This window comes from Nonlabens arenilitoris, assembly GCF_002954765.1.
GTDB lineage: Bacteria > Bacteroidota > Bacteroidia > Flavobacteriales > Flavobacteriaceae > Nonlabens > Nonlabens arenilitoris.
Genome location: NZ_MTPW01000001.1, coordinates 390569 through 412796 on the forward strand (window position 1 = coordinate 390569; position 22228 = coordinate 412796).

Sequence of the window (22228 nt, forward strand, 5' to 3'; positions counted from 1 at the left end):
TCTTTGACCAGTTTAAAACCCATAATTTTCATCCCAAATTTTCACTTTCCAATAATATGTGGTCATAGCATTTAATGACTCACCTTTATACTTTACAAATGTAGATTTATCGCTTTCTATTTTTTTAGAATTCCATATATCAGCATCATCTTCATTTAATAATTCTTTTGAGGATGCTACAAGAATATGATATGCAGATTGTGACTTGTTATAACCTGTTGCATCTACTATCCATGAAAAAAGTGGTTGCTCACTTTCAATAGAATTTGGGCTTTCTTTTGCATTTACTAAAAGCTGACTAAATGATAGGGAATAATTTTTTTCAGTATTTTCAATACAAGAAAAACAAATTATCAATAATAGGAAAAAGGAAATAAATAGTTTTTTCATTTTTTTATGTCTTAAAAAAATAATGTTTAATTAATTATCTTAACTTACTGAAATAGAAATTTCTACATATTCGTTTTTCTCAGTATCAAAAAAGGCTTCAAAAAGAATCGCTTCAACACCTGGCACCATATTAAAGGTTCTATCACCTTCCATATCTTTAATTTTTAATGGCATATTAGATTTTATGGTTATTAAACCATTTGGTTTTTGAATCGTGATTTCAGTATCAGAAACCTTAGCAACCACTTCACTATTTGGTGAAACTATGGGTAATACAAAAGCTGTTTGTGCTATTACCTCTTGTTTAGTATTTGCTTTAATTTCTAGACTATCAGTAGTACATTTATAAGTTATATCAAATGATGATGCCGTTCCTTCAACTTCTTTTCTATCTCTATTTTTGAGTTTTACGTCAGTAAGTAACTCAATGACTCCATTCTCATCATATGAAGTGACCGTTGCTGGTAAATCGTATAAGTTTGTATACCATACATCTTCCTTAAAAACCTCAACTCTAGGTGTTAAGCATATATCTTTTCCTGGCTGAGGTTGTTGATTATTTTTTTCAACCATCGCATATTCAGCCATGCTTGCCGCACATAAAAGACCAACTTTATTGTGATATAATACGCCTAAAGAACCACCTGAAGCCTGACGATAATCTTCTTTATAATGATACTCTGCATCATAAGCACTTACAGTTCCTCTCCAGTCTCCTCTTGCAAAAAGATATACATCTAAATCTTTAAAATGTTTTACGCCATCTGCTGTGGTTCTGGGTAATGCAGTGTTTTTATTAATTTTTGGTAAATGTTCCCAATGGTCCAATAAAGCTGCTAACGGTTTTGCATGCGTAAAAGTATGATGAACGCAAGGAGGAATTCCTGCTTCTATAAAACCAGGACCACCGTGTATCAATCCATTAGCTGTACATTTTTTTAATAATTCCGTGTTTTTTACGGCGGCAGTTCCAAATGCAGGATTAAGATGTGCCATCATCCCAAATGCTGGTTGACTACCATCACAGGTTCTACTGCCCCAATAACTCCATTTATACATACGGTTTCCCCAACTGTTGTCCCACGCGCCGTCTGGCAGCATAAACTCTAAATGGCTGTTTAGAGATTTAGTTAAGATATGAAGCAACTCTTCATCCTTTTCTTTAAGCGCATACATGACTAAACTATTTAAGGTTTCTTCTACATTATACCCTAAGTCAACTCCATAAAATCCTTTCTTGCTTAACTTACTAGAGCTTTTTTTACACTCACCGTATAGTAAACTTTCATTTGCAGTGAAATATGTTTTTACCTGAGATGCTAAAGTTTTACTCTTAGCTTTAAAATCATCTCTATCTAATATGTTTCCTATTAAATTCAATCCATAAACTGCTGTGCCTGGATAATTAATATTTGTAAAATCTATGGTGAAGGTGTCGTAGATATACTGACCTGCTCTATTAAGGCGCGTAGTCCATGACGCACGTGTAGCCTCATCTAGTACATGACCATGATAATGTAAAGCTTCTGCTAGGGCAATGGCACCAAAAATGGTAATTCCTTTCCATGATTTAGGATTACTAATTACGGTCCACGCACCATTTTCTTGTGAGACATTATTCTCTGCCCAAGTCATTACTAATTTTGCACCTTCTAGATATTTTTTATCGCCAGTAGTATCTGCCATATATAAAAATGGATATACCGCATCCATACAGCGGCCATGTATATGTGTACAGGATGGACAACCTAAGGCGCCATGCACTTCTAAATTAGACGGATTATTGATCTGCACCCTTAACATTCCATCAGTCCAATCTTTTAAGAGACTCGATACTAATTTTTTAAAAGCTAAAGAGTGTTCTGGATGACCGGAACAGGACTGTAATAATCCAAACATAGGTAATGATAAACCTACACCAGCTACTGCAGATATTTGTAAAAAATTACGTCTTTTCATTGTTGATTTGTTAACTCTAATCAATATAGTAGTAGCGCTTGAAAGAGCCATCCTGTTTTGTCCTGTAGCTTATATAAGATAAAATAAAACCTGCTTGCGCTTGTAGAACCTATGTGTGATGTGTGTTACGCTTTCGCGAAAGTGCAACAATAAAGAACCATTTGTATCATACCATCATTGGTCCCATAATCATCTATAATATAAAAAACAAAAGTCAAACAAATTAATGCCTGACTTCATTTTACTATAATAAGTAAGAGTTGTATTACTTATCTCACGATAAGTTTAGTATGATAAATTTCATTATTAGTTCCTACAACTTTTACTAAATATATACCTGAATCAAATTTATCCATATTATTTACGTAAAATTTTGATTCACTTGACACCGTTTGATAAATTAATTTACCCAATAGATTATAGATTTGAACACTAGCTCCATTTACATTTTCCATGGAGATAGTAAAGCTATCAACGGCAGGATTAGGATATACTTTTATCCCAGATTTCACAAAATCATCTGTACTTAATGTTGTAGACTCTACAATCCATTTACTTCTATCATCAAGGTTTGCAGAATGTGTAATCGTATTATTGGTATCGTGATACAAATATCTATTAAGGTTACGTGTTTCAAAAGTAAAGGTTCCATCTGTATTTTCTATAACCGTCCATATCTTATCTGTATCTGTATTAGGCGGTGCAAAGTTTGTACTTACTAAGGATGGTGAAGAGGATCCTCCTGTAAATCTTATAACACCTCTTACCTGGCTATCAATATTAAAATAATTAGAGTTTGCAACACCAGACGCAGTGATCTCCCATTCTTTATCTGATCCACTGCCTGATGTACTCGCGACAATGCTCGAACCAGATGAGGTCAAATATTCACCAGTAGCCACATTCTTAATCCTAACAATATCTGTGGTAGGCTGAGTATTATTATCAGGAATTTCTACTCTTTGATAGGTAGTGTTAGCCCATCTCATTTGAGCTCTTCCACCTTTAACACGATAGACTCCGTATCTGATTCCCGATTCTATTCCTCTTTCAGGTTCTGGAATGTTCCAGTTAAATACTTGACCACCTATGGTCGCGTCAGAATAATGAATTTTTAAATTAGGGTCATTAGGGTCTTGTCTAAAGCCTACTTCTAGGACGATATCAACAATCTCATCTTTTAGGACATTTCTAAGAAAAACCTCAGTTCTACCAGCTGCTCCTGATCCTCCTCTAAAATTAATTTGCTCTCTCCATATATCAAATGACACTTGAACTTGATTACCATTAGTATCAGTACCATAAACTGGTCTTGCTAAATACAAACATATGGCTGGGTCATTAGGTCCACCGCCACCAGTGTGTTTTCCTTTTGTTTGCATAAAATAACTTCCTGTACTTCCAAAGGTTCCGGTATTACCCGCCTCAAGAATTCTTAATGTTCCAGTGAATCGAGCAAAACTCCCTACACCAGTTTCTTGAGATCTAGGTAGCGATCGTTCTATTCTAGGTTGTAAAGTATTAGGTGCGTCCCAGTGATTAGAATTAAACGTTATGTTATAGGCGCCCCAAGTATTGTTATACACATTAGTCTCATAATAATCTGCATAACATGTCCTATCGTCTACCGTACCTACGTTATCAGGATTTGATATATCGACATTTCTCGTGTTATTGTTTTGAAAACCCCCTGAAGTTGGGCATGCTATACTAGGATTTGTATCCTCATCAGGAGCTGTTTGCGCCATCAAAGCATACGAAAACATCGTGAAGTATATGATTATTAACGTTTTGAACATATTATTCATTTCTTTTTTTGAAATTTAATACATATAACTAGAAACGGTATCCTGAACTATACTGCACTTCACCAATATTAACATATACGTAGATTGTGAAAAGTTTATTCCTTATGTTACACTTACTTCACTATTGAAATTTATTTAAAATCAATGATTTTGCTAGGATTATATCCTATACGATGTGCTTGTACCTTTAATCTAGCTCCTTCAGGTAAGCTTATTGGATTGATATAAACATTCCATTGTAAAGGGATATTAGTCTGGTCATAAATTACTTTATATCCTATGGAGGCACCTTCTGTATTACAACTTAAGGTCACCTTATTATCATTCACGTTTATAACAGGCTCAGCAGTTACAGGTTGAGAGCTATTATTTCTCCATAGCTTATTAATTAATTCTTTTTCAGATAAATCTGGATTATCATTTATAGCCTCAAGCCATCTATCCATTTCACCTCTTAGTTCTTTTAATTTAGATTGATAGTTAGGATCATCAATCAAATTATTTAGTTCAAAAGGGTCAACTTTACAATCAAATAATTCTTCTCTAGGTTTGGTGTCTCTAAACCATTGTTTTTGTATTTCATTTAGTTTACCTTCATCTCTAAGCCTTAGTAATTCTTGCATGGCTGGTATACGCTCTCTATAAGAAATAGGTAAATAATAACCTTGATCTGGTTTATAATTTCTGATGTATTTAAATCGCTGGTCTCTTACTGCTCTAATGACATCTGTTTTTGTATCAAAACGATCTGCAGCGGCATGAATGTATTTTCTTTCATCAGTTTTATATGATCCTAAGAAAGCTTTACCTTGCATATAAGACTTTGGTTTTTCTCCTATCAGGGATAATAAAGTCGGTGCAAAATCTACAAAACTTATCAGTTCATTGTTCTTTGTCCCTTCTTTCATTTTATTAGGGAAACGTATTATCATAGGTGTATTTAAACCTGCATCATAAATTAATCGCTTTTCTCTAGGTAGCGGTCCTCCATGATCTCCATAGAAGAATATGATGGTGTTTTCTAATAAACCATCTTCTTCTAACTGTTTAAGTACCGCTCCTACTTGCTGATCCATCTCAGCAATATTGTTGTAAAGTTTCCACATATCACGTTGTGTAACATCATTATCTACTAAGTACGGTGGAATTTTAAATTTTGTATCCTTAGAGATATGAACAGTGGTTTGAGATTCTGAACTTTTATTGTTAGCATGAGATGCGCCTTTATTTTTCCAATTATAATTTCTGTCACCTGAATGATAGTGCCTTGTTTCAATTTCTCTAAATCCGTAAGGCTCGAAGAGACCTGACTCATGTGTTGTCGTAAAGTTAATTACTGAAAAAAAGGGTTGACCATCACCTCTATTTTTCCAATGTGCATAGGGACTACTTTCATCCCAAGCCGTAACGGGTGCTTTGAATTGATAATCTGTCTTATAATTATTAGTGCAATAATATCCTGCCTTTCTTAAAAGTTCACTTATCATTTTAACCTCAGCAGGTGGAACGGCTTCATAAGCAGGAAGTCCTCTTTCCTTAGTAAAAGAATTAGTACGCATATGGTTAGCACCTATACTCGATGGATACATCCCAGTGACAATAGCGGCTCTACTAGGCGCGCAAACTCCTGATGTAGAATAAAGATTGGGATACACAACACCTTCTGCAGCCAACTTGCTCAAATGTGGTGTGACAATTGTTGAATCGCCAAAAGGTGGAATGTAAGCGCCCATATCTTCAGTGACTAACCATAATATATTAGGACGTTCCGGCAGTTCAAAAGTAGTAGCATCTTCAACCTTACTAGTAGATGAATCTTTAGATTGACACGCTAGAAATAGTATAGGAAGGAAAAGTATCGCTTGAAAAAGTTTCATAATTTAAAATTGTTAAAAACAAAAAGGAGAATCAAAACTTAAATCTCCTTTTTTGACATCTCTATTTTTTAAAACTATTGCAACTTTAAAATTTCACTTCCGGCTAACAAGAAAGCTCCCGTTCCAAAATTTTGATAACTATCTTTTGAAGCTGGCTCAGGAAAAGCACCTATATTTTGTACCCATCCTACTCGACCATCATCGTGCTGGCATGCAGCCATTGCTTTCCATGCTTTTTTAACTGCTGGAATATGTTTTTTATCAAGCAATCCATTGTTAATTCCCCATGCCAAAGCAAAAGTGTGAAAACCGCTACCACTGACTTCGCCGTGATCATAAGATTCTGGGCTTAACAAACTTGTACGCCATAAACCATCTGATGGTTGAATTTCTAAAATCCTTCCGGCCATTTCTTTATATAAATTCACATAGAATTCTCTATGCTCATAATCTTCTGGCATATCATCTAACAATAAGGCTAAACCACCGATTACCCATCCATTACCTCTAGACCAAAATACTTTTTTATCATTTGGTTCTTTTCTATCAACTTTTGAGCCGTTCCAAACAAACCGCATATCTCTTGCAAATAACCTCTCATCTTTGTCGTACAATCTATTATAGGTTTCCATATAATACTCGTGCATCGCATCTAAATACTTAGGTTGTTCAGTATGTTTAGCATATAAATTGATGACAGGTGGTGCCATAAATAAGGCATCACACCACCACCATAAAATGGTTTTATCTTCTTTGCTTCTATTTGTTCCTGCCTTCCAACTATTATCTTCATATAGATGTGCGTCAAGGAAGTTTTTTGTAGGCTCCAAATCCGCAAAACCTCTTCTTTTCTCATTTATCGCTACATACAAATAGCTATAAGAAATAGCGATATCATCTGCGTGATGCAGACGTTTGAAAGGTTTCCAATCATTATGGACGGCTTGATTCTTAAGCGCCGCCATATACATCATATTTTTTGTGGTTTTATGGGCTCTTGCCACACCAGTATAATAGGCTCCATTTGTCCAATCTGTGGGATGAATTGCAAAAATAGGATGTGCTTCCTGCCACTCTAGAGCCTTAATCATCGAATTTTTTATTTGAGCATCATTAAATACATTTATCTTTAATGAACTATCATCTTTTGAATCGTTACAACCAGATAGAATTAGAAGAACTAATACTGCTATAAATGAATTTTTCATTATAAGTCTATTTATTAAGTTTGAATGTGGTTTCTAAATAATCCTGGGATGATGTTCCTACTTTTACCGTATAATTTCCAGCTTCTAAAACCTTTTCCATAGTTATACCTGTAAATTCTAACATTTTTGGTGTTATCGTAAACGATACTGTTTTACTTTCTCCAGCATCTAAGGATATTTTTTCAAAACCTTTAAGTTCTTTATCAGGTCGTGTTACTGAACCTATTTCGTCTTTAATGTATAGTTGTACTACTTCTTTAGCTTTCATATCACCATTATTGGTAACTTTTACACTTACCGTAAGTTCGGTAGTTGGCGTTATTTCATCGCCAGAAATTGAAATATCTGAATATTTAAAATCACCATAACTTAAACCATGACCAAATGGATATAAAGGGCCTTTACCTAAGAATAAGTATTCTTTCTTATAATTGATTTCTTTCATGCTATAGTGATACGGTAATTGACCAATAGATCGTGGAATTGTGACCGGTGATTTACCAGATGGTGACACCTCTCCAAATACAATTCGAGCTGTAGATTCATCTCCAAACTCACTTAAATCCCAGGTATCTAAAATCGCATCTGCTTGCGTAGCGATTGTATTTATTGACAAAGTTCTTCTATGTTTTAATACTACGATTACTGGTTTTCCTAAGGCTTTTATTTTTTCTACAAGTTCATCTTGCGGTCCTACAGGATCAATACTAGCTCGGTCTCCTAATGTACTATTACTAAAATATGCCTCTTTAGCCGTAAACTGATCACCACCTAGAAATAGAACAACTACATCAGAACCTTTAGCTATGTTTACTAATCGGTTTATAGCTTGTGGATCTCTGGCTAACAATTGTGGAGCGCCTCCTTTTTCATTAGTTAAACTAAATCCTTTCTCAGCTAAGTAGGTAACATTTGAACCGGATACGGACTCAAACATTGTCTTAGTATTCTCTTTTAATAATGGACCTAAAAGTGCGACTTTGGTGGGTTTCTCTTTACTTAATGGCAACGTCTTGTTTTCATTTTTTAATAAAATGATAGATTCTAAATCAGACTCTTTTGCTAATTCTAAGGAAGATGCTGAACGCACCCCTTTCTTAGTTTTTTCTATATCTATGTAAGGGTTATCAAATAAGCCTAAAATAAATTTAGTCCTTAAAACGCGTCTTACAGATCTATCAATTAATTTTTCTAACTCAGGATTCTCTTTAACCATCTCGGGTAAATAAGCATATGAATCTTCGGCGTATAAATCGACATCAATTCCAGCTTCTAAACCCATTTGTGCTGCAGCTTCTGGGCTTTCAGCTACCTTCATAAAATAAAATAATCGTGCGATATCATTTGAATCTGAAACTACATAACCTTCAAATCCCCATTGATCACGAAGAACGCCGGTTAGTAACTCTGGATTACCGTGACTTGCTACTCCGTTTAAATCACCATGAGAAGCCATAATACCTAAGGCTCTTGCCTCTACCACTGCCACTTCAAAAGGAGGATAAATTTCGTCAATCAATGTTCTTTCAGATATCTCTATGGCCGCAAAGTTAGAACCTCCTAATACTTGACCATATCCAGCAAAATGTTTTGCTACAGCACCGATATGCGTGCCTTTGCCTAATCCTTCATAATCACCTTGTACACCTATTACAGCATTTTTCACCATTTGTGTTGTTAAATACGTGTCTTCTCCAAAAGCTTCACTCATCCTACCAAAACGTGGATCACGCACAATATCTGCTTCTGGTGAATGACACATGTGCATTCCTCTCAATCGCGCTTCTCTACCTACTATATCCCACTGGCGTCTTACCAGTTCAGGATTAAATGATGCCGCGGATGTCATAGGTCTGCCAAATTTAGTACAGCCTTCAGCATCTACACCATTGTATGATTCAGTAACAAATAATGCTGGAATTCCCCAGCGGTTATTTTCGATAATGTATTTTTGAAGTTCGTTATTAAGTTTTGCCGCTGCAACAGGATCGATATGTTCACCTGGATTTTTTATTCCAGCAATTCCTAATTTTAATTTTTGAGTTACCTTTTCAGATAATTTTAAGTTGCCATTTTCATCTGGTTGAGCGCCAATGTTAGCGTGAAAAATTCGCATTTGAGCTACTTTTTCTTCTAAAGAGAGCTTAGGCAATAAAGCATCTACGCGTTCCTCAACCGATAAGGTTGCATCTTTATAATCTTTAGAACTTGATTTATTGGTATCACAGGATACCATAATTAATATTCCTGCTAGAATAAGTAATTTCTTCATTAAATTATTTTTAATACAGATTGATTTTCTGTAATACATTAGAGATTGAAAACACCCATTTTCAATTTTGTCCTATAGTAATCATTTCAACCAAAATAAGACTCTAATAATGGTTTTGATAAATCTATCTGGCAAACAAATAATTATAAATTCTTAGTAAATTAAAATGAATTTATCTTAAGCTGTATCGTATGTTTTCCTGGAGCCAGTCTTATATAATCAAAAGCTGATGGTACTTTTTCTCCATTATGAATTAAATCCTTACCGTCCAATTCGTTCAAAGAAAATTCTGCCACCATATTTCCAGGTATTTCAATTTCATAAGTTTGTAACCTCGCACCGTTATAAGTGTATTTAGCTTTTATAGGACCTCTAACCGTAGGAACTTCTATTTCACTATTTTTTAATTTACTCATTTGCGGTTGTATAATTGCTACACCAAATCCTGCTGTTTTAGGCTTAATTCCCCATAATCCTCTAGGAATTATATTTGCCGGTGCGGCACCCCAAGCGTGATTCCAATCTAAGTTCACCTTATACTCATAATCCCAAGCCTCTAAACTTATGGTAGAACCTACTCTAATCATATTATACCAGCTCCTTTTAGTTTTACTAGCAAGAAGTTCCAATGCATAATCCTCTTCGCCAGCATTGTACAAACCATCCATTAAAAATTGCGCACCATAAACACTACATGCCATTCCTCTGGATTTCACATGCTCGACAACAGATTCCATATATTCTTCTGGAACCAAACCAAATGCCAAAGGCATCATATTAGCATGTAAAGAAGCATGAGATGTCCCTATTCCATCTACATAAACACCACGTTTCTTATCAAACATTTGTTCATTTATCGCTTTTTTTGCTTTAGCCGCTCTGTATTCGAAGTCTAAGGCTTCATCTGTTTTACCTAATACCGTAGCAAACTCAGCCATTATCTTCATATTTTCATAAAAAAAGGAATTAATAACCGTACTGTAAGGTTTGAATACGAATCCGTCACGCTCTCCTTTTGTTTTACTACGTGCAAAATTCTTAGCCGGCCAATCTACAATATCAGTTAACGGTTTTTTATAGCCTGGTTTAAAGCCTAACTTATACATAAACTCTTCAGTCACTTTAGTAGAAGTAATGAGACCATCTTCATTAGAAAGTTCATAAAGCGTTTTATGCTTTAAAGGTTCATAATAACGTTCAATAAGCTCTGTATTACCTGTATACATGTAATCTGTATAAATTAGTAATGCTACATGTTGTTGCCATTCTGTAGGCCAAGTAGGGTTCTCCATGAAATACTCAATGGTACGTCTAGCTATGGCAAATTCTCTATCTGTAGTGTAATGGCTTAATTGATTTAGGTATGCATCTGCCTCATACGGGATACGCTCCCTATCTCCATCTACGTATAACCCAGCAAAAGTGGTTGCTTTTATAGAATATTTACAAAAATCCCAGACTTCATTAAGCACCTCATTATCACTTTTAAAACTACTAGCGTTATCATCCCAATAGCTCGTGAATCTCAATTGTTCAAAATCTTCTGATGTTAAGGTTGCTCTAGCACCTTCAACTTCGGCATATCTAAAAGGTTGTAATACAGGCCATCCTTCTTGCAATGGAATAGCTTTACTAGGTCCTTTCATACGCTTATCTGGAACTGGATTAATCTCTATTCGATACTTTGTTTTTCCAGGTGCAACATCAACTTTAATTTCCTGATAACGAATATTACTTTTTGCTGGCGGAGTTCTATTCACATTACCATTATCATCTAGCATTTCACCAATTCTAAAAGTTAAGGTATGTGACTCTATAGCACTATAATTAAAATCAATTGTAGCAAATGCAGCCTTTCCAAAATCCATGAAATAGGTATCGTCTCTTTTTTCAAACCTTGCTGGGTGAACTCTATCTATTACATATTTATTCTCTGTTGAAATGATATAGTCTTTAGGTTTTCCTGTTGTGAATTTTTGAGCTTCAGAATAATCTACTAGACGGTTTTCTTGTTCCCAAATTCTAACTTTCCAATAATAGGTTTTACCTACTTCTAACGGGTTCCCTGAATACTCTACATCGGTAGATTGTGTAGAAGCTACTCTACCACTATCCCATACGTCACCATTGTTATTATCAATATGCTTTTTAGTAGAAGAAACTAGGATTTGATATGCACCTTGAAATTTAGAACCTAATGGAACTGTCCAACCAAATTCTGGTTTTAAATCAAATATTTCTACCTCTGTGGAAGGTTCTCTAATAAGCTCTACTGTTAAATCTGTAGGTGCAGCTCTATAAGCATTACTATTTCTAGCAATTAACTCATCTGTTTTTACGCGCAGGTTTTCAGCAATATTTTGGTATCTTTTTTTTCCTATTAAATTTTTAATTTCCTTAGGGTCTTTTTCTAAATCATAAAGCTCTTCAATACTTTTATCATTAACATATCTAAAATATTTCCACTTTTTAGTTCTTACTCCTTCACTAGGAGGAATATTTTCAAAATCCCAAATGTGCTCTATAAGAACAGTATCTCTCGCAATGGTATTCGTTTCTTTTTTTACTATAGGCAATAAGCTTTTTCCTTGCCATGTTTCTGGTGCTTTCAAACCTGCTAAATCTACTATAGTTTGAGGTACATCAATATTAAGCACCATATCACTAATATCTTGGTGCTTATTCTCCCTAGGGTCAAAGACAATTAGGGGCACTCTTATAGAGTTATCATACATAAGCCATTTACCAGCCATTTGACGCTCTCCAAGAAAGTAGCCGTTATCTCCCATAACGATAATAACGGTATTATCATCAAGACCTTTTTCTTCAAGCTTTTCTCTAATTTTTTTATTTCCTGATCTACACCAGAAATCATTCTGTAATAACCTTTTACACTATGCTGATATTTTTCTGAATTATCATAACGCCATGTCCAGCGTAGTCTGTTGAACCCATCTCTCACTATTTTAGGTTGAGCTTTAAAATATTTATCATCTCCTAGTTCTGGATCAGGCATAGTGATGTTTTCTAACATGCTATCCATATCAGACTGCCAGAAATATTGATCTTCTGCTGGGTCATGAGCATGTGGCGCGCTAAAACTTAAAGAAAGACAAAATGGCTTATCGCCTGTCGCATTTGATTCAATAAAATCAAGAGCCTTCTGACCGGTGTACCGAGTTAAATGAACTGTGTCATTATCAATAGTTTTATAATAATAGCCACGTCTATCTTTAAATCTATTATTTCTATCGTATGATTCGTATTCATCAAATTGCTTATCTAAATCATTGTAACGTACTCCATATTTACCATAAAATCCGGTATGATATCCATTATCTTTCAGAAGTTTAGGGTACGAATTTTCCATGTATTCCTCGCGCACATTACCAGTCTGAAAATTGAAGTTGTGTGCACGCTCATGTAAACCGGTAATGATACTAGCCCTACTCGCAGCACAAATAGGAGTTGTCACAATAGCTGTTTTAAAGTAAGTTCCTGATTGCGCTAGTTTATCCATCTCTGGTGTCTGAACATATTGATTACCAGCATAACCTATAGCGTCATATCGCTGATCATCAGTTAGGATAAAAATAATATTAGGCCTTTTTTCATTATTGTAATCTTGAGCAGTTGTAGTCTTAAAAAGACAGAATACACAAAGTACTATTAAGAAATAAAACTGTTTAGACATATTTAGAAGGCTTAATTATGGGATTTACTTAAATAAAGAATGAAATCTATTTTTATAATTAAAATTACGATTTAAGGACTTAGTTTCTATCCTGTTCTATCCTGAGAATTATTGCAGATAAAAAAATACAATTCCATATTGAACATCTCTCAAAATAGCTCCCAAAAAGATATGGTGAGGCTTTAACTTTAAACTTAGAGAATTGAGTGAATTCTTTTTTTAAAATTATGTTGTTAGATGATTATAGCTACCATTTCGTGAAAGCGTAATCTCAACTAAAAATCAAAATATTGTAAGCAACTACAATCTAACTAATGACGTCAATTACTGCCCCTATCTATCAAAGGATTATTAACAATGATATCACAGTAGGAATATCATACCTAATATTTCAAGAACAAAAAATCCCCTCATTACAATATAATATAATGAAGGGATAAAATCCTAATTCAAATAGAGGATTAATTTTTAATAATAACTTTAATACGGCTGATTTCTCACCGGATCTGCTATTATGTGACCTAATCCATTATTGAAAACATAATTGTGATTTCTTACATTTTCTGTCCATCCACCAGTTCTAGCTGACGCAGGCATAGGTGAACCATTACCATTGATCTGTACATCCCAATCATCATCTCTCTTATAAGAGATGATTCCATCATTTCCAGGAATCATAGTTTGGAAGGTATACCAAGTTTGTGTAACAGCTAAGGTAGGAACCTGATCTACATAGTCCATAGTTATATGATATCTAAGTAAAGTTCTTAATTTTTCAAGCTTTTCTGGCGTATCAACTCTTTCCATTACTTCATCAGGAGTTAACAATACTGTCACCTCATTTCCATCAGGATCTAATACTGGATTACCAGCTGCATCTAACACGGTTTCCCTAGTAGCTGCACTACCGGTAACTATCTGTATAACATCACCATTACCTGTAAACGCATTATTGTTTAATAAGAGATAAGTTCTAAGTGCATCTGCAGTTTGATTAAAATCATCCACCATACCAGCTTTTCTTATTGCAGCCTCCATATAGTTGAAATGTTCAGGATTATAATTGTCATCTTCAGTAACTGGTGTTGTAAAAGATTGAATAAATTCATAAGCTGTCATTTCTGCAAAAGGTTCATCAAACACCGCTCCACTTTGAAAATCGTAATTATCTTGTAGTTCTAATTCACAAGAACTAAAAAGTATTGTAGCGAAAAACAAGTAGAATATTTTTATTTTAAAAATTGTTTTCATTTTCTTTTATTTTAATAACCTGTATTCTGGTTTAATAGTGGATTTTCAATTAAATGTTCAAAAAATATGGGCCATTTAAGTCGTTCTTGTGTAAGTGGAACGGTAACACCTCTTGACTGAATAATTGGAGTCATTGTGCTAATTGCTTTATCATTTCTTAATAAATCCCACCATCTTTTTGCCTCACCGTAAAGTTCTAATTGACGTTCATCCAAAATATAGTCTAACCTTTCATCTGGAGTAGCACCGAACTCTGTAGTAGTAGCCAATGGCAATTGTCTTGCAATTCTAATTTGATTAATAATCCCTAAAGGTACTGCAGCATCTGTTGGATTTAATTTATGCTCGATTTCTGCCAACAATAATAACATATCCACAAATCTATATAAGACAACGTCAGTGATATCTTCATTAGCTGGAAATACTGAATCTCCCCACTTACCAGTTTTAGCTTCACCAATAGGAATTGACCCTAAACCGTTATAACCACCTTGACGAGAGTAAAAATATCGCCAATCTCCGTAATTAAAACGTTGTACTTCAACCGTACCACCCATTCCATCTGGTTCAATAACAGTTCTAGTCAGCGCTGGATCAGTATTTGGGTATTTTGTCACCCAATCGGTAGAGTCAGTGGGAAATCTATCCACCCACTTATTTTCAATTTCTTCAGACATTAAGTATTGCGGAATTCCTCCACGGAATAACTGTGCTATTGCAGATCTATTTGCACTACCAGTCCCTGCTTCTTCATCTGCACTATATCTTATCGACATAATTAATTCAGATCCCTCCTGTATTTTCCCGTCTAAAGCATCGTCTGTAGCTGGATCACCATTACTATTAAAGAATAATTCTCTCCATTCACGAGGTGTAGTTACTAGACTATGAGATCCTAATGCAATCAAGTTTTGGATTGCTAATTTTGCATTGGGATAATCACCTGAATACGCATACACTTCAGCCTGTAAAGCATAAATACTAGATTTAGAAAATCTAAAATCATCTGAAGGTATTTGCATCAAATCTTGTGCTCGATTCATATCAGGTATAATAACTTCATTTAAAATTGTGCTAGCGCTAGTAGCAGGTCTTGTAGCATCTGATAATAATACTACAGGCTCTGTGAATAAAGGAACATCACCCCAAACTCTTATGGCATCAAAATAACATTTAGCACGAATAGCCAATGCTTCGGCTAATAAATTTTCATCAAAACTAGGAACATTTGGTGCATTTACTATAACATTATTTGCACGACTAACAGTTCGATATAGATCTGCCCATCTAGTAGCTGAATTCCCCTCCGTAATTGCATTATCAGCAATTTCTTGATTATTAGCATTCACGTTGTTTGATGGAGCATGATTATCTGCTCTGAACTCACCCCAAAAAAAGTATTGATCTCTATGAAAAGACTGCATACCATCATAACCGGAGATAACAGCAGCTAATAAATCTTCATTGTTTGCGTAAAAATTGTTTTCTCCAATTTCACTTATTGGATTTTCATCTACTAAGTCTTCACAAGAAGCAAAAAAGAATAAAATAATTGCAGAATAGGCAATCGCTTTAAAATTCTCATATTATTTAAATTTAACATAATGTTTTTTCTTTATAAATTAACCCTTAGACCTAAAATAAATTCTCTATCATTAGGGTATCTTAAATTATCTAATGCAGGTGTCAGAGCGCTTCCTCTATTTCCCAATTCGGGATTATAACCATTGTAATTAGTCCAAGTCAATAAATTATTAATAGAAAAATTTACAGAGGCATTTTTGATTAGTGGCAATTTTTCCAATATCCAATCATCGAGCCTGTATTCAAAACGCAAATAACGCCATTTGATAAAACTACCATCTGTTACAAAGAAACTATTAGGCCCTAACCTATTTTGAGGAACTCTATCCAATCTAGGATATACCGTAACATCTCCTGGTTGTGTCCATGCACCATAAATACGCTCTGGACCAGGACTTTCCGTACCAGCAGCAAAATCATTTCTTAATTCATCCCATCTACTATAAATATCATAATTCAAAGTAAAATCAAAAAGCATACTCACTGTGAAGTTTTTGTAACTGAAATCATTTGAAAATCCACCATAAGTAGTTCCTAGTCCATTACCTATTATTTTTCTATCGTCTGCGGTAATGCTAAAATCATTATCTAAATCCTCCCATATGATATCACCGCCTTGAAGCGTTCTTCCAGATATTCTTACTTGATTTACATTTCCTGAATAAAGTTGTCCATTCAAAGTATAATTTAAGAAATTACCATCTTGATCAAAATTAGGTGTCAATCTAGTACCGTTATCGTCATAGGCATTTGACTCATCATATTGATAGACTCCAAGATTATTATATCCGAAAATACTACCTATAGATTCACCTTCTCTAATAACGTAACTTCCTCTTGGACCTGCAAAAAATTCAGTTCCATTTGCTAAGCTAGTCACCTTATTTTCTAAATAACCAATATTAAAATTACTGGTCCAGGTAAAATTATTAGTACGTATAATATCACCAGTTATATTAAAATCAATTCCACGATTATCTACTGCTCCAGCATTTCTAATTATACCTGTAAAACCTGATTCTTCTGGTAACGGTGTAGTTGCTAATAAATCAGTTGTTTTTTTCTGCCAGAAATCCAGATTCACTTGCACTCTACTTTTGAAAAGCCCTAAGTCAAACCCTAAATTTATAGATTCTGTTTGTTCCCAAGATAATTCAGCATTTCCTAGTCTTGTTGGAGCGATACCTGATATGCCATTATAGGCAGCTCCTGGCTCTAGAACTCCTGTAAATAAATAATTACCAATTCTTTCATTACCGACAACGCCCCAACTAGCTTTGAATAACAAATTATTGATTACTTTACTATCCAGTAAAAACCCCTCTTTACTAGCCCTCCACCCAAGCGTTGCTGACGGGAAATAACCGAATTCATTCTGTTCACCAAATCTAGAAGATCCATCACGTCTTAATGTTGCTCCTACTAAGTATTTATTCTTGTAGTCATAATTGAACCCACCAAATAAAGAATACAAATTATGCCTTTCGTTTGCATTATTGTCTCCTGTAATTGTTCCAGGGTTTGCGTTATTCAAGGTTTCTATATAACCGTTAGCAAATTCCCTAGATCGAAAGTCAGTATTTTCAATGAAATACCTTTGGGTTTGCATTCCTGCAAAAGCTCCAAAGCTATGGTTATCCCACTTATTACTATAATTAACAAAATTTTCTTGTTGAATATCATAAGTTAAATTCTGACGAACCCTACCTTGATCAAATCCAGTTTCAAATCTATTTGCTATTAATCTTGGATCAAAGTCGTCTCTTTTTCTATAACTAAAATTGATCCCTAACGTAGATTTCACAGTCAATTTAGGGAGGATTTCAAATTGCGCATAATTGAACGTCTGTATCCTCCAATCTCTATCATCCCTTTTTTGAAGATTTGCAAAAGCAAGTGGATTTTTACGACCTGCGATAGTAGGAGTAAAGGTTCCATCTGGATTAGTTAATGGTAAGTACGGCAACCTTTCTACTAAATGAGTAAAAATACCTCCTTCAGTTAGACCTACCTTATCTTGATGTGTTAAGGTGTTTCTAGTTCCAAATTTAAGTTTTTTTGTGGGTGTAAAATCAAGTTTGATCTGTGTGTTAATTCGTTTAAAACCACTATTAATAACGATACCTTCTTCTTTTAGGAATCCAGTATTCCAATAATATTTTAATTTTTCATTTCCACCACTAAAAGCAACATTAGTTTGGTTCCTAATAGCTGTTCTTGTTAATAAATCTTGAAGATCAAAATCATTTCTTCGTAAAAGACTCAGACTATCACGTTCTAAATTAGTCAAATTGTCTAGGTTTCCAGACCTTATTCTTTCTAACAGAAAACGCTCCTCAGTATTAACTACTCTTAAATCACCAACTAAATTATTAAAACCAGTAATATTTGTAACATCAATACGTGTCTTCCCAGACTTACCAGATTTTGTTGTTATTATCACCACACCATTTGCAGCCTTAGATCCATAAATCGCAGCAGTTGCTCCATCCTTTAAAACCTCCAAAGACTCTATATCACCTGGATCAATATTATCTATATTATCGAGTTGCTGACCATCAACAACATAAAGAGGAGAAGTTCCGCTACCAAAAGTAGAAACACCTCTTACGCGAATATCAAACCCTTGACCTGGACCATTATTATTTAAAATTTGCACACCTGCAACCCTACCTTGAATAGCATCAAAAGCTTGTACTGGAGTAGCTTTTACTATTTCTTTAGCTTTTACTGTTGAGACAGCTCCGAGTAGTTTTTCTCTTTCGATAGGCTGATAACCAATGATAACAATCTCTTCAAGACTTTCAGCACTTTCCGCAAGAGTTACATTAATTATAGTATCAAATCCAACTTCAACATTTTTTGTTTCATAACCTGTATAAGAAAATAATAGAGTAGGTGTGCTCGATGTCTTTGATAAAACTATTGTATAATTACCATTAATATCAGTTGTTGTACCGTTTCTAGTATCCTTTTGAAGTACATTTACCCCAAGTAGTGGTTCACCATCATCACCTACAACCTTACCTGTAACAGAATTTTGAGCATGTAAAGAGGTAGTAAAACTATAAAACAACATTGTGATTAAAAATGATAGCATTGATAAAGACAACCGTACTTTAAAAATTTGTTTCATTTGTATTAAATTTAGTTTAATAAGTTAAAAATAGATTTATTCATAGTAGAACTAAATCGATTTCGGAGTTAACACAATTTTATATATAATTTAAACTTTAGGTATCCTGTACTGTTCTGAATTTTCAAAATTTAATTATTATTATCTATAAAAAGTATACGAATTAACAGTTTATCCCTTTTTGGTTAAGTAAAATTTATTCTTCAAAAAGATTTACAATTTTGATTTACTGCTTTGAATTATCCCAAAGCAATTCCATTTCTTCTAATGTTTTAGCCTTAGTTTCAGGAACTAATTTCCATACAAATATCATAGCTAATATTGACATTACACCATAAATCCAATAAGCAAACCCGTGATTAAAATGTTCTGTTAGGTAACTGTTATCATCCATTATTGGAAATGTTAGGGAGATAAGATAATTAGACACCCATTGAGCTGCCACCGTAATAGCCATAGCTTTACCTCTAATTTTATTTGGAAATATTTCAGATAATAACACCCATGTTACTGGTCCCCAGCTCATAGCAAAGCTAGCGACATACAACATCATACAAACTAGAGCAAAGTAACCCGATGATCCAGCATAAAACACAAAGCCTAGAGAAATCATCGCAATAGCCATTCCTAGTGCTCCAATTATCATCAACGGTTTTCTCCCATATTTATCTACTGTTCTTATAGCAATGATTGTAAAGAGGAAATTAACAATACCAACTATAATGGTAAGTAATAAAGCACCATCTGTATTAGGGTCTATTTTTTTAAATATCTCTGGGGCATAATATAAAACGACATTTATACCAACAAACTGTTGAAAGACAGAAAGTGCTATTCCTATGACAATTACAAGCCACCCAAAAGACAAAAGATGATCCTTAGTCTGCACTACTGAACCTTCTATTTCTTTTAATATATGACGCGCTTCCGCTTCACCATTTACCTTTATAAGCACTTCTAATGCAGCAGCAGTTTTGTTCATCAACATGAGAGATCTAGGAGTATCAGGAACTAATAATAGGAGACATAGAAATAATCCCGCTGGAATTATTTCTGAAGCAAACATCCACCTCCATCCTACTTCATTTAACCAAGCGTCAGAACCACCTCCTTTTGATATGAAATAATTTACAAAATATACCACCATAAAACCGCCAACGATAGCTAATTGATTAAAAGAAACTAACTTACCTCTACTTTTTGCTGGTGCGATTTCTGCAATATATAAAGGTGATAACATGGAGGCTAACCCGACACCAATACCACCTATAATTCTGTAAATAATAAATATAGTTGAAAAGGTATGATCTAATTCACCTACAGGTTTAATAAATAATTCTGGTATAGCTGAACCTACTGCTGATATTAAGAATAAAATAGCTGCAAGCACTAAACCTTTTTTTCTCCCAATTTTTTTACTAATCAATCCACTGAATAATCCACCAATAATACATCCTATTAGCGCACTAGAGACCAAAAACCCTTTAAATGCGTTAGCCGAATTTTCTGATAAATCTTTAGGGATTACAAAAAAACTATCTAAAGACCCTACCGTTCCTGAAATCACACCAGTATCATACCCAAAAAGGAGTCCGCCTAAGGTGGCTACCAATGTTAATTTTAAAAGATATCCTGATTTTGCTGATGTTGCCATAATGGGTTGAATTAGTTAGTTTGTATAATATATTCCGTTTGAAAAATCAGAAAGGATTTCTAATTTAGAGATATTGATTAATAATATTTTCAAAAAGCTCTTGCTTCCCACTTTTTAAGGATAACTCCCCATTTTCTTGGGCAATGGAATATAAATCTTGAAGTGATAACTTACCAGATTCAAAGTCTTTTCCCTTTCCTGAATCAAAAGAAGCATAACGTTCTTTTCTTAACTTCTGGTAAGGAGATGAGGTGATAATTTTATCTGCAATTAATAAAGCTCTTGCGAAGGTATCTGCACCGCCAATGTGAGCATAAAAAACATCTTCTACATCTGTTGAGTTTCTTCTGATTTTAGCATCAAAATTAATACCTCCTCCTTGTAATCCACCTGCTTCTAAAAATACTAGCATAGCCTCTGTAGTTTCCTGAATGTTATTAGGAAACTGGTCTGTATCCCAACCATTCTGATAATCACCTCTATTAGCGTCTATGCTTCCTAACATTCCTGCCTTAGCAGCTACTGTTAATTCATGTTGCATGGTATGCTGTGCTAAAGTCGCATGATTGACTTCAATATTCAATTTAAAATCTTGATCTAGACCATATTCTTTTAAAAAACCTATTGCGGTTGCACAATCAAAATCGTACTGATGCTTCATAGGTTCCATAGGTTTAGGTTCAATGAAGAAGGTACCTTTAAATCCTTGAGCGCGTGCATAATCCCTAGCCATAGCTAAAAACTGTCCCATGTGATCTAATTCACGTCCCATATCTGTGTTTAGTAACGACATGTATCCTTCTCGTCCACCCCAGAAAACGTAATTTTCACCACCTAATTTAATGGTTGCGTCTAAAGCCAATTTAATTTGTCCACCTGCTCTTGCCACCACATCAAAATCTGGATTAGTCGATGCACCATTCATATAACGTGGATTAGAAAAACAATTTGCTGTTCCCCACAAAAGTTTTATATCAGTGGCTGCTTGTTTTTCTTTGATATAATCTGTAATTGCTGTTAATCTTTTCTCAGACTGGGCAAATGTTGTTCCTTCCTCGATTAAATCATAATCGTGAAAACAGTAATAATCAAATCCCATTTTACTCATAAATTCAAAAGCAGCATCTGCTTTATCTTTTGCTGCTTGCAGAGGATCTGACGACTGATCCCAAGGAAAATTTTGAGTTCCTGGACCGAAGGGATCTCCTCCTTGACCGCAGAAGGTATGCCAATATGCTATAGCAAATTTAAAATGCTCGCGCATGGTTTTACCAGCGACTACTTGATCTGGATTATAATATTTATATGCTAATGGATTATCTGAATCATTTCCTTCAAATTTAATTTTATCTATACCTTTAAAGTATTCTTTATTTGCCATGACGGTTCAATTTT

At 34.5% G+C, this 22228-nt stretch carries 12 protein-coding genes and 1 pseudogene; all 13 read right to left on the reverse strand.

Annotated features, from left to right (window positions below):
• Positions 1 to 12: 12 nt before the first annotated feature.
• Positions 13 to 390, reverse strand: a complete 378-nt coding sequence (locus BST92_RS15110; RefSeq protein ID WP_211292417.1) for a glycoside hydrolase family 78 protein — start codon at positions 388 to 390, stop codon at positions 13 to 15.
• A gap of 39 nt (positions 391 to 429) precedes the next feature.
• Positions 430 to 2349 carry an ulvan lysase-like protein gene (locus tag BST92_RS01690; RefSeq protein ID WP_105072170.1) on the reverse strand — a complete coding sequence of 640 codons (1920 nt, stop codon included), beginning with the start codon at positions 2347 to 2349 and terminating at the stop codon, positions 430 to 432.
• A gap of 269 nt (positions 2350 to 2618) precedes the next feature.
• On the reverse strand, positions 2619 to 4097 hold the full coding sequence (locus BST92_RS01695; RefSeq protein WP_170061690.1) for a T9SS type A sorting domain-containing protein: 1479 nt from the start codon (positions 4095 to 4097) through the stop codon (positions 2619 to 2621).
• Between the two features lie 191 nt (positions 4098 to 4288).
• Positions 4289 to 6034 (reverse strand): sulfatase family protein, encoded by a 1746-nt coding sequence (locus tag BST92_RS01700; protein WP_105069899.1) that lies wholly within the window; start codon positions 6032 to 6034, stop codon positions 4289 to 4291.
• A 74-nt stretch (positions 6035 to 6108) separates the two neighbouring features.
• A complete protein-coding gene (locus tag BST92_RS01705; RefSeq protein WP_105069900.1) occupies positions 6109 to 7242 on the reverse strand; it encodes a glycoside hydrolase family 88/105 protein in 1134 nt (377 codons plus the stop codon).
• Positions 7243 to 7249: 7 nt separating this feature from the next.
• Positions 7250 to 9514 (reverse strand): glycoside hydrolase family 3 N-terminal domain-containing protein, encoded by a 2265-nt coding sequence (locus BST92_RS01710; protein WP_105069901.1) that lies wholly within the window; start codon positions 9512 to 9514, stop codon positions 7250 to 7252.
• 161 nt (positions 9515 to 9675) lie between these two features.
• Entirely contained in the window at positions 9676 to 11382 is a 1707-nt protein-coding gene (locus tag BST92_RS15490) for an alpha-L-rhamnosidase-related protein (RefSeq protein ID WP_425437389.1), read from the reverse strand.
• A 150-nt stretch (positions 11383 to 11532) separates the two neighbouring features.
• Positions 11533 to 13208: pseudogene (locus tag BST92_RS15115) on the reverse strand (sulfatase family protein); the annotation flags it as partial.
• A gap of 480 nt (positions 13209 to 13688) precedes the next feature.
• Complete coding sequence (locus tag BST92_RS01720) at positions 13689 to 14459, reverse strand: hypothetical protein (protein WP_146105081.1); 771 nt, start codon at positions 14457 to 14459, stop codon at positions 13689 to 13691.
• 11 nt (positions 14460 to 14470) lie between these two features.
• Positions 14471 to 16027 (reverse strand): RagB/SusD family nutrient uptake outer membrane protein, encoded by a 1557-nt coding sequence (locus BST92_RS01725; protein ID WP_342747884.1) that lies wholly within the window; start codon positions 16025 to 16027, stop codon positions 14471 to 14473.
• Between the two features lie 47 nt (positions 16028 to 16074).
• Entirely contained in the window at positions 16075 to 19179 is a 3105-nt protein-coding gene (locus tag BST92_RS01730; RefSeq protein ID WP_105069904.1) for a SusC/RagA family TonB-linked outer membrane protein, read from the reverse strand.
• Between the two features lie 226 nt (positions 19180 to 19405).
• Positions 19406 to 20833 carry a D-xylose transporter XylE gene (gene xylE, locus BST92_RS01735; protein ID WP_105069905.1) on the reverse strand — a complete coding sequence of 476 codons (1428 nt, stop codon included), beginning with the start codon at positions 20831 to 20833 and terminating at the stop codon, positions 19406 to 19408.
• Between the two features lie 64 nt (positions 20834 to 20897).
• Positions 20898 to 22214 carry a xylose isomerase gene (gene xylA / locus BST92_RS01740; protein WP_105069906.1) on the reverse strand — a complete coding sequence of 439 codons (1317 nt, stop codon included), beginning with the start codon at positions 22212 to 22214 and terminating at the stop codon, positions 20898 to 20900.
• Between the last annotated feature and the right edge of the window lie 14 nt (positions 22215 to 22228).

Coding starts and splice junctions, on each gene's coding strand:
- BST92_RS15110 (WP_211292417.1), bottom strand. CDS start 390: ATGAAAAAACTATTTATTTCCTTTTTCCTATTATTGATAATTTGTTTT.
- BST92_RS01690 (WP_105072170.1), bottom strand. CDS start 2,349: ATGAAAAGACGTAATTTTTTACAAATATCTGCAGTAGCTGGTGTAGGT.
- BST92_RS01695 (WP_170061690.1), bottom strand. CDS start 4,097: ATGGCGCAAACAGCTCCTGATGAGGATACAAATCCTAGTATAGCATGC.
- BST92_RS01700 (WP_105069899.1), bottom strand. CDS start 6,034: ATGAAACTTTTTCAAGCGATACTTTTCCTTCCTATACTATTTCTAGCG.
- BST92_RS01705 (WP_105069900.1), bottom strand. CDS start 7,242: ATGAAAAATTCATTTATAGCAGTATTAGTTCTTCTAATTCTATCTGGT.
- BST92_RS01710 (WP_105069901.1), bottom strand. CDS start 9,514: ATGAAGAAATTACTTATTCTAGCAGGAATATTAATTATGGTATCCTGT.
- BST92_RS15490 (WP_425437389.1), bottom strand. CDS start 11,382: ATGGATTTTGGAAAGGCTGCATTTGCTACAATTGATTTTAATTATAGT.
- BST92_RS01720 (WP_146105081.1), bottom strand. CDS start 14,459: ATGAAAACAATTTTTAAAATAAAAATATTCTACTTGTTTTTCGCTACA.
- BST92_RS01730 (WP_105069904.1), bottom strand. CDS start 19,179: ATGAAACAAATTTTTAAAGTACGGTTGTCTTTATCAATGCTATCATTT.
- xylE (WP_105069905.1), bottom strand. CDS start 20,833: ATGGCAACATCAGCAAAATCAGGATATCTTTTAAAATTAACATTGGTA.
- xylA (WP_105069906.1), bottom strand. CDS start 22,214: ATGGCAAATAAAGAATACTTTAAAGGTATAGATAAAATTAAATTTGAA.